Raw genomic sequence first — 8,976 nt, 5'->3', positions numbered from 1 at the left:
AGACCGTCTTGGCGTTCGCGTCACCAGGCGAAAAGAAGGGTGGCAAATTCACGTCGTGGATAGCTCGCTTTAATGATGTCAGGAAGATTGCAGCACACAAAAACTCTCTGCGTACGTACACAGACGACGATCTTCAGTTTCTCGACTGGCTAAGGACCGAGGTTCAACCCTCCCTTGAGGCCGCTAAGAAGCAGACATAATGGACCCATTTCTCAAGTGGGCTGGCGGCAAACGGTGGCTGACCGCCGGGAGCAGGTTTCCTGTGCCCGTGCGGTATAATCGGTATATTGAGCCGTTCGTCGGCAGCGGCGCGGTGTTCTTTCATCTTCTTCCGCAGGCCGCCCTGCTCGGAGACGCGAACGGTGATCTGATCGAATTATACACAGCCATGCGTGACAGCCCGTCCCAGCTATACGCACGAATGGTTGTTCATCAGGCTCTGCACAACAGAGAGCACTACTACGCGGTTCGTTCTTGCGTCCCCGCCGATCGAATGGATCGGGCCGCTCGTCTCCTGTACCTGAACCGCACCTGTTGGAACGGGCTATACAGGGTCAACCGCCGAGGAGAGTTCAATGTTCCGATAGGAACGAAGGTCGCCGTTCTTCTGGACGGAGAGAGATTTCAGGACTACGCGGATGCTCTAAAAGGAACGGAGCTCTACGCCGGAGATTTCGAAGCCGTCGTGGACCGGGCGGAAAACGGCGACTTTCTCTTTGTGGATCCACCATACACCGTAAAGCACAACGAGAATGGGTTCGTGAAATACAATGAGCAGCTCTTTAGTTGGGAGGATCAGTGCCGCCTCCGAGAAGCGTTGTTGCGAGCCAAATCACGCGGCGTGACTATCGCAATGACCAACGCTGATCATCTCTCTATCAGAGAGCTCTACGGCGAGGAGATGTCATATCGGTCAATAGAACGCCACTCGATATTGGCCGCTTCTTCCGCTCGACGCGGCAGAACGACTGAGGCGCTATACACCGTTGGCATTCCATAACGTGAGAACAGTTGCTCCCGCAAGCGTGACCGCAACCGCCCGATCATCGGCGACCGCCGACCGCCTTCGCCGCTCGATTCCATCCAGCCCGACGGCTGGCTCAAGAGTACACCGAGGATTTGATGAACCTGCTGCACGTGCTCGGAAGGCTGGTGCTGCTGGAGCCGAAGCAGGCGGATTTGATGCAACGCATCCTTGCACAACCGCTGATCAAGGTTGATGAGCTGGCGCCGGCGGCGGACAATCCTTCCGATTCGTGACGGAGGCCCGGATGGCCAAGGCCCAGCTCGACATGTTCGCCGAAGCCGAGGCGGAGCTGTTTCCGCCGGGGCCGGTGATCGCCTACCCCGACGAGGGGCGCGTGCGCGGCAAGCTTTCCCGCATGCTCGCCGAATTACGTGCCGATCTTGGCCCGCTTGCCCACGAGCGCCGGCGCTATTTCGAGCAGGTGGTGCCGCAGATGAGCCTGGCGCTGCCCGAGGACGAGCGAGCGCAGGTGCGACGGGCGTTTGCGGCGGAACTGGAGCGGCTGGGATAGGTCTGCCTGCCCCTTGGATTTTCCCCCACCGCGGGGGTGAAGCCGCCCCCTCCACCACGCTTCGCGTGGTCCCCCTCCGCCGCGTCGCGGGGGAGGAGTCCGGAGTGAGAGTTGAGAGCGCGGTGACCCGCGCCGTCATCCGCGGGCGAGGCCGGCGTCAGCCGGGCGAGACCTCGCGGACCCCCGCGATCTCGGGGCGGGCGGAGGCACTGTCTGGGTCCCCGAGGTCGCCGCTGCGCGGCGCCCGGGGATGACGGGTTCGTGGGTGGGGCCGCCCCCTCCACCGCCCCGCGGGCGGTCCCCCTCCCCCGCGTCGCGGGGGAGGAGTCCCGACTGCGGGACGTGGGCTCAGTCCTCGCTCATCTTCAGCGCCTTCCCTCGGGTCAAGCCCGAGGGGGACGACCACGCTTCCTGGGGGATTTCGACGCTGCCGAACTGGCGCATCGAATTGTTACGCAGCCGCCTTGTCCAGCAACTCCGGCGAAAGATGCCGCCGTGCGTCCATGACCTCGATGCCGACGATCCGGCCCTTGCTGTCGTAGTCGAGCACGATGCCGTCGGCCAATTGCTCGCTTTCCTCGACCCGCTCGGGCGAGAAGCGGATATAGGCAGCGTCTGCTTCGGGATATTTGACGGTGGGCGTCATTCCGGCCTCTCCGACGGGGTGCCGTCGCGGCGAGCATAGTCGCTCCGTGGATGCCCTGCGACCCACCGCGCCGTCCTCCGCGGGCGAGGCCGGCGCCAGCCGGGCGAGACCTCGCGGACCCATGCGATCTCGGGGCGGGCGGAGGCACTGTCTGGGTCCCCGAGGTCGCCGCTGCGCGGCGCCCGGGGATGACGGGTCTGGGGGGTGGGGCTGACCCCCACCCGGTTCGCTACGCGAACCACCCTCCCCGCAAGGGGGAGGGAGAGTCCCGACTGGGAGTCCGGTGCCCTGCGCGTAGCTCTCTGGCGCGATCGTTCCTTGCGGCCGCCCCCTCCACCGCCCTGCGGGCGGTCCCCCTCCCCCGCTTCGCGGTGGAGGAGTCCCGACTGAGAGTAAGAGCCCTGCGAGCATAGCTCTCCGGGCCTGAGCCGCTCAAATCGCGCCACCGGCGCGATTTGCCCGCGAGGGCGGGACGCGGCTCAGTCTTCGCTCATCTTCAGCGCTTTGATGAACGCTTCCTGGGGGATTTCGACGCTGCCGAACTGGCGCATCTTTTTCTTTCCCGCCTTCTGTTTTTCGAGGAGCTTGCGCTTGCGGGTGGCGTCGCCGCCGTAGCATTTGGCGGTGACGTCTTTTCTCAGCGCGCGCACCGTCTCGCGGGCGACGATCTTGCCGCCGATCGCCGCCTGGATGGGGATGACGAAGAGGTGCGGCGGGATCAGTTCCTTCAATTTTTCGCACATCTGCCGGCCGCGGCTCTCGGCGGCCTGGCGGTGCACCAGCATACTGAGTGCGTCGACCGGCTCGTTGTTGACGAGGATGGAGAGCTTGACGAGGTCGCCCGCGCGGTAATCGGCGAGGGTGTAGTCGAAGCTGGCATAGCCCTTGGAAATCGACTTCAGCCGGTCGTAGAAATCGAACACCACCTCGTTGAGCGGCAGGTCGTATTCGACCATGGCGCGGCTCCCCACATAGGAGAGGTTGCGCTGGATGCCGCGGCGGTCCTGGCAGAGCTTCAAAATCGCGCCGAGATACTCGTCCGGGGTGAGGATGGTTGCCTTGATCCAGGGCTCGCGGATCTCAGCGATCTTGACCACGTCGGGCAGGTCGGCGGGGTTGTGCAGCAGCATGACCTCGCCATTGGTCAACTGCACCTCGTAGACCACCGAGGGGGCGGTGGCGATGAGATCGAGGTTGAACTCGCGGCTCAGCCGCTCCTGGATGATCTCGAGGTGGAGGAGCCCGAGAAAGCCGCAGCGGAAGCCGAAGCCGAGCGCCGCCGAGGTCTCCATCTCGTAGGAGAAGCTGGCGTCGTTGAGGCGCAGCTTGCCCATGGCGGCGCGCAGATCCTCGAAATCGTTGGCGTCGACCGGGAACAGGCCGCAGAACACCACCGGCTGCGCCGGGCGGAAGCCGGGCAGCGGCTGCGCGGTGGGGCGGCGGTCGTCGGTGATGGTGTCGCCGACATTGGTATCGGCCACTTCCTTGATGGAGGCGGTGAAGAAGCCGATCTCGCCGGGGCCGAGCTCGCCGACATCGACGAGCTTGGGGGTGAAGACGCCGACGCGGTCGAGCTCGTAGGCGGCGCCGGTCGCCATCATGCGGATCTTCTGGTGCTTCCTGATGGTGCCGTCGACGACGCGGATGAGGACGACGACGCCGAGATAGGTGTCGTACCAGCTGTCGACGAGCAGCGCCTTGAGCGGCGCGTCGACGTCGCCTTTCGGCGCCGGCAGGCGGTGGACGATGGCTTCGAGCACCTCGTCGACGCCGAGCCCGGTCTTGGCGCTGATCTCGAGCGCGTCGGCGGCGTCGAGGCCGATGACGTCCTCGATCTGCTGCTTGACGCGCGGCACGTCGGCGGCGGGCAGGTCGACCTTGTTGAGGACCGGCACGATCTCGTGGTTGACCTCGATGGCGTGGTAGACATTGGCCAGCGTCTGCGCCTCGACGCCCTGGGAGGCGTCGACGACGAGCAGCGAGCCCTCGCAGGCGGCGAGCGAGCGGTTGACCTCGTAGGCGAAGTCGACGTGGCCGGGCGTGTCGATGAGGTTGAGGACGTAGTCCTCGCCGTTCCTGGCGCGGTAGGCGAGGCGCACCGTCTGCGCCTTGATGGTGATGCCGCGCTCGCGCTCGATATCCATGGAATCGAGCACCTGCTCCTTCATCTCGCGCTTGTCGAGCCCGCCGGTCATCTGGATCAGCCGGTCGGCGAGCGTCGACTTGCCATGGTCGATATGGGCGACGATGGAAAAGTTGCGGATATGGTCGAGCGGGACGGTCATGCAGGGGTTCCGGGGGCGCGCCAAGCGCCTCTGGCCGCGCTGATAGCAGAGGCGGGGCGGCGGGCAAAGATGGTTTCTCGCCCGTTAAGCCCCGCCGGCCGCCGCGCCCCGCCCGCCTTGCCTCAGCACGGATCGGCGTCGCGCTGCGGATGCAGCGGCGGCAGGTCGGCGAGTTCGCGCTGGCTCAGATGCGCCAGCGGGTCCGGCCGGGCGCAGTCGCGGGCGGCGAGGCGCGCCTGCCAGCGGCGCAGGGCCATCAAGATTTTGTGCATCGGAAATCTCCCGTGGCAGTGGTGAAGCGCGGTTTTCGCGCCGGACGCAGGCGATGCGCAATGGACAAGATTTTCGGCGAAGTGTAGAAAATCTATATGGGCAGCGCCTTCCCCATCCCCCTCAACGCCATCCGCGCCATCGAGATCGTGGCGCGGCGCGGTTCGCTCGCGCCCGCCGCCGAGGAGCTGGGGGTGACGCCCGGCGCCGTCAGCCAGCACATCCGGCGGGCCGAGGCGCGGCTGGGGCTGGAGCTGTTCGAGCGCACGCCGCGCGGGCTGCTGCCGCGCCCGGCGCTGAGGGACATCCTGCCCCAGCTCAGCGCCGGCTTCGTGGCGCTGGCCGACGGCCTCGCGGCGCTCAGGGGGAGCGACGAGCACACGCTGACGCTGACCATGGGCAACGTCTTCGCCAGCCGCTGGCTGATCTGGCGGCTCGGCCGCTTTGCCGCCGGCAACCCGGGGATCGAGGTCAAGCTGGTGGTGACCGGCCGGGTGCTCGACCTCACCCGTTCCGACATCGACTGCGCCATCCGCTTCGGGCGCGGCGACTGGCCGGACGCCGAGGCCGAACTGATCGGGGGCGAGCGCTACACGCCGGTCTGCGCCCCGGCACTGGCCGCGGCGATCCAAGCGCCCGCCGATCTCGCCCGCGTGCCGGTGATCCACGATACCTCGACCATGCTGTCGTGGGACGCCTGGTGGGCGGCCGCCGGCCAGCCGCCGCTGCCGGTCAACGGGCCGACCTTCGACGATCCGGCGCTGGCGTTCGACGCCGCCATTTCCGGCCAGGGCGTGCTGCTCGCGGTCGACATGATGTCGGCCGATGCGGTGAGCGACGGACGGCTGGTGCGGCCGCTGCCGATCGCGGCGACGAGCGGGGTGGGCTACTGGTTCGTCACCGCCAGGGGCCGGCGCGAGCCGGACAAGACCCGCCGGTTCCGCGAGTGGCTGCGCCAGGAGGGGCCGGCATCGGCGCACGGCTATGTGCAGCAGCTGCGCGCATAGAAGGCGCCGCCGCACCTTGCCGGCCGAGCCGGCTCCCGCCTAGACTTGATCTCCACTCATCGGACGGTTTTCCGCATGTTCACCCGCCTGCTGCAGCCCAACCGGCGCGACTTCGCCTCGCTCGACGCCCGCGAGATCCTCTCCCTCGCCATCGCCTCGGAAGAGGAGGACAGCCGCATCTACGCCGAATTCGCCCGCCTGCTGGGCCCGACCTATCCCGCCTCGGCGGCGGTGTTCGAGGGCATGGCGGAAGAGGAGGACGAGCACCGGCGCCGCCTGCTCGATCTCTATACCCGCAAGTTCGGGGACCGGCTGGTGCCGATCCGGCGCGAGCACGTGCGCGGCTTCCTGACCCGCAAGCCGGTCTGGCTCACCAAGTCGCTCGGGCTCGAGACCGTGCGCCAGCAGGCCTGGGAGATGGAAGAGAGTGCCTGGCGCTTCTACAGCGAAGCGGCCAAGCAGACGACGGACATCGAGGTGCGCAAGCTGCTGGGCGACCTGGCCGCGGCCGAACGCGGCCACGCGACCACCGCCGACCGGCTGGAGGAAGAACACCTGGGCGAGGCCGGGCGCGCGGAAGAAAAGCGCGTCGCCCACCGCGAATTCCTCCTCACCTACGTGCAGCCCGGCCTCGCCGGACTGATGGACGGCTCGGTATCGACGCTGGCGCCGGTCTTTGCCGCCGCCTTCGCCACCGGCAATACGTGGGAGACGTTCCTCGTCGGGCTGGCGGCATCGGTGGGCGCCGGCATCTCCATGGGCTTCACCGAGGCGGCGGCCGACGACGGCAGGCTCACCGGGCGCGGCTCGCCGATCAAGCGCGGGCTGGCCACCGGCGTCATGACCATGGTGGGCGGGCTCGGCCACGCCCTGCCCTACCTGATCTCGGACTTCTGGATCGCCACCTGGATCGCCGCCGTCGTGGTGCTGATCGAGCTGTGGGCCATCGCCTTCATCCAGAACCGCTACATGCAGACCCCGTTCTGGCGGGCGGCGCTGCAGGTGGTGCTGGGGGGCGCGCTGGTCTTCGCCGCCGGCATCCTGATCGGCAATGCCTGACCTCCTGACCGCCGACCGGGTCAGAATCGTCTACGACGATCTGGGGCCGCGGGCCGGCACGCCGGTGGTGCTGTGCCACGGGCTGGCGGCGGCGGGCGAGCAACTCGCCGCCGACGCCGCGTACTTCGCCGGGCTCGGCTATCGCGTGCTGGTACCGGATCTGCGCGGCCACGGCCGCTCGGGAACGCCGGCGCCGGCACGGGTAGAGGCGTTTTCCATCCCGCGCATGGCGGCCGACCTCACCGACATGCTCGACCACGCCGCGGTGGGGCCGGTGCACTGGGTCGGCAATTCGCTGGGCGGCATCCTCGCGCTGTTCCTGCTCCGGCACGAAGCGGGGCGGCTGCGCACGCTGGCGACGTTCGGCACCTGCTACCGGCTGCAGCTGCCGCGCTGGGTGAGTGGGCTCATTCCGCTGAGCTACGGCCTGGCCGGCGCCCCGCTCACCGCCCGGCTCGGCGCGCGGCTGACGACCAGCAACCGGCAAGCGCGGCCGCTGCTCGAAAAGCTGCTGGCGCGCTTCGATCCCGGGGTGGGCAGGCTGGTCGCCGCCAATCTCGCACGCTACGATCTGCGGGCCGAGGCGATGGCAGCACGGCTCCCTATCCTGCTGCTGCGCGGCGGCCGCGACGCGGCCGTCAATGCCGCGCTGGGGCCGACGCTCGAGGCGATGCGGGGACGGCCCCACTTCACCGTCGTCGAGCTGCCCGAAGGCGGCCATTGCGCCAATCTCGACGCCACCGCGGCGTGGCGCGCAGCCCTGCTCGGCTTCTGGCAGGGCCACTGACCCGGCCAGAGGCGCTCACACCTTGGGGATGTCGTCCTCATCCTCGTCGGCGTCGCCGGGCCCTGCCTCCTCCTGGCGCACGATCTCGATCTTCACCTTGGCGAGCAGCCCCGCCAGCGCCCCCAGTACCGCCAGCCACGGCGCGGCGAGCGCGACCACGCCGCCGGTGACGGCGCCGACGGTCAACGGGATTTCGAGGAAGATGTCGCCGTTCTCCGAGCGGATGCGCAGCAGCCGGACATTGCCGTCCTTGATCAGTTGCGTCACCCGTTCGACCAGCTGGTTGCCGGCGATCTCGATCTCCTCGGTGAAGGTCTTCCAGCGGTTCTTGTTTTTGTCCTCGTCCATGGCCGGTTTCTCCTTGCCTGCGGCGCAGCGTGCACGGGTGCGGCGCGGCCTGCTTTGATCTGTCGCAATTGACCTCGGCCGCGGCGCGTGCCACTGCTATCTGGTGCTGGTTCCCCGAACCACCAAGGCGAGGGGATCAAAAGGGAACACGGTGCGGCGTACCCATCAGGGGCCAAGACCGTGGCTGCCCCCGCAACTGTGAGCGGCGAGCGCCGTCCGACTATGCCACTGGCCACGCGGCCGGGAAGGCCGGGCAGCGCGGCGACCCGCAAGCCAGGAGACCTGCCCGCACGCGACCTTTGTCACAACGTGCACACGGAGGGTGTCCGCACATGCATGCCGCAGTCCACACCACGACCATCGCCTCTCTTTCCCTGTCGCAGCGGCTCGTTGCCGGCCTGCTCGCCCTGCTGATGGGCCTCGCCCTTGTCGGCGGGGTCGGCTTTGCCGGCGACATGGCCGTGCACAACGGCGCACACGACACGCGCCACGCGCTCGGCTTCCCCTGCCACTGAGCCGGAAGGACGCGTGCCCCGCCGGGCGCGCCGTCCCGGCACAAGAGAGACATCGATGCACCTGTTCCAGCGAATCGTCTTCGCTGCGGTCCTTGCCGGACTCGCAGCCGGCCTCGGCATGAGCGCACTCCAGCACTGGAAGGTGACGCCCCTCATCCTCATCGCCGAGACCTTCGAGAGCCCCGCCCCGGCTAGCCACGCCCACGCCGCCGAAACGCCCGACCCCAGCCACGACGAAGCGACGTGGGCTCCCGCCGACGGGGTGGAGCGCACCGCCTATACGGTGCTCGCCAACGTGCTGACCGCCATCGGCTTCGCCCTGCTGCTGGCCGCCGCCTCGGTGCTCACGGGGCTGCCGGTCACGGCGCGCAACGGCATCGTGTGGGGGGTCGGGGGCTTCGTCGCCTTCCAGCTGGCCCCCGCCGTCGGGCTGCCGCCCGAGCTGCCGGGGATGGTCGCCGCCGAACTCGGGGCCCGCCAGGCCTGGTGGTGGGCGACGGCGCTGTCGACCGGAGCCGGCC

General features: G+C 68.2%; 12 protein-coding genes and 1 riboswitch. Of the genes, 8 read left to right on the top strand and 4 right to left on the bottom strand.

All coding sequences use genetic code 11. The annotated features are described in order from the left end of the window. Positions 1 to 199: 199 nt before the first annotated feature. The 3 genes from VGD93_RS03045 (at position 200) to VGD93_RS03035 (ending at position 1,538) form a co-directional block, all read left to right on the top strand. Complete coding sequence (locus VGD93_RS03045) at positions 200 to 1,000, top strand: DNA adenine methylase (RefSeq protein ID WP_395009064.1); 801 nt, start codon at positions 200 to 202, stop codon at positions 998 to 1,000. A 122-nt stretch (positions 1,001 to 1,122) separates the two neighbouring features. Beyond that, the gene (locus VGD93_RS03040) at positions 1,123 to 1,260 is read left to right on the top strand and encodes a hypothetical protein (RefSeq protein ID WP_395009062.1); all 138 of its coding nucleotides are present in this window, start codon (positions 1,123 to 1,125) and stop codon (positions 1,258 to 1,260) included. Between the two features lie 11 nt (positions 1,261 to 1,271). Next, positions 1,272 to 1,538, top strand: coding sequence for a hypothetical protein (locus tag VGD93_RS03035; protein WP_395009060.1), 267 nt, complete (start codon positions 1,272 to 1,274; stop codon positions 1,536 to 1,538). A 451-nt stretch (positions 1,539 to 1,989) separates the two neighbouring features. Here VGD93_RS03035 and VGD93_RS03030 read toward each other — a convergent pair whose 3' ends face one another. From VGD93_RS03030 to VGD93_RS03020, 3 genes are all read right to left on the bottom strand, one after another. Continuing rightward, positions 1,990 to 2,184, bottom strand: a complete 195-nt coding sequence (locus tag VGD93_RS03030) for a DUF2283 domain-containing protein (RefSeq protein ID WP_395009058.1) — start codon at positions 2,182 to 2,184, stop codon at positions 1,990 to 1,992. A gap of 479 nt (positions 2,185 to 2,663) precedes the next feature. Continuing rightward, positions 2,664 to 4,469, bottom strand: coding sequence for a translation elongation factor 4 (gene lepA, locus VGD93_RS03025; protein WP_395009056.1), 1,806 nt, complete (start codon positions 4,467 to 4,469; stop codon positions 2,664 to 2,666). A gap of 122 nt (positions 4,470 to 4,591) precedes the next feature. Beyond that, positions 4,592 to 4,741, bottom strand: coding sequence for a hypothetical protein (locus VGD93_RS03020; RefSeq protein WP_395009054.1), 150 nt, complete (start codon positions 4,739 to 4,741; stop codon positions 4,592 to 4,594). Between the two features lie 96 nt (positions 4,742 to 4,837). Between VGD93_RS03020 and VGD93_RS03015 the strand changes: the two genes are divergently transcribed. The 3 genes from VGD93_RS03015 (at position 4,838) to VGD93_RS03005 (ending at position 7,592) form a co-directional block, all read left to right on the top strand. Continuing rightward, entirely contained in the window at positions 4,838 to 5,746 is a 909-nt protein-coding gene (locus tag VGD93_RS03015) for a LysR substrate-binding domain-containing protein (RefSeq protein ID WP_395009052.1), read from the top strand. Between the two features lie 75 nt (positions 5,747 to 5,821). Further along, a complete protein-coding gene (mbfA, locus tag VGD93_RS03010) occupies positions 5,822 to 6,805 on the top strand; it encodes an iron exporter MbfA (RefSeq protein WP_395009050.1) in 984 nt (327 codons plus the stop codon). After that, positions 6,798 to 7,592, top strand: a complete 795-nt coding sequence (locus tag VGD93_RS03005) for an alpha/beta fold hydrolase (RefSeq protein WP_395009048.1) — start codon at positions 6,798 to 6,800, stop codon at positions 7,590 to 7,592. Before mbfA ends, VGD93_RS03005 begins: the two co-directional genes overlap by 8 nt. 15 nt (positions 7,593 to 7,607) lie before the next feature. On the opposite strand, the gene VGD93_RS03000 is transcribed toward VGD93_RS03005, so the two are convergent. Further along, on the bottom strand, positions 7,608 to 7,940 hold the full coding sequence (locus tag VGD93_RS03000) for a DUF4342 domain-containing protein (RefSeq protein WP_395009046.1): 333 nt from the start codon (positions 7,938 to 7,940) through the stop codon (positions 7,608 to 7,610). A 90-nt stretch (positions 7,941 to 8,030) separates the two neighbouring features. Then, a riboswitch (cobalamin riboswitch) is annotated at positions 8,031 to 8,244 on the top strand. Between the two features lie 28 nt (positions 8,245 to 8,272). Between VGD93_RS03000 and VGD93_RS02995 the strand changes: the two genes are divergently transcribed. Next, the gene (locus VGD93_RS02995; protein ID WP_395009044.1) at positions 8,273 to 8,455 is read left to right on the top strand and encodes a CbtB domain-containing protein; all 183 of its coding nucleotides are present in this window, start codon (positions 8,273 to 8,275) and stop codon (positions 8,453 to 8,455) included. A 55-nt stretch (positions 8,456 to 8,510) separates the two neighbouring features. Then, a partial coding sequence (locus tag VGD93_RS02990) for a CbtA family protein (protein ID WP_395009043.1) occupies positions 8,511 to 8,976 on the top strand: 466 nt, incomplete at its 3' end.

The sequence above is a fragment of the Devosia sp. genome (assembly GCF_036406155.1).
In the GTDB taxonomy this organism is placed as follows: Bacteria; Pseudomonadota; Alphaproteobacteria; order Rhizobiales; family Devosiaceae; genus Devosia_A.
The sequence above is the reverse complement of the archived record's forward strand: the minus strand, read 5'-3'. Positions and strand labels throughout refer to the sequence as shown.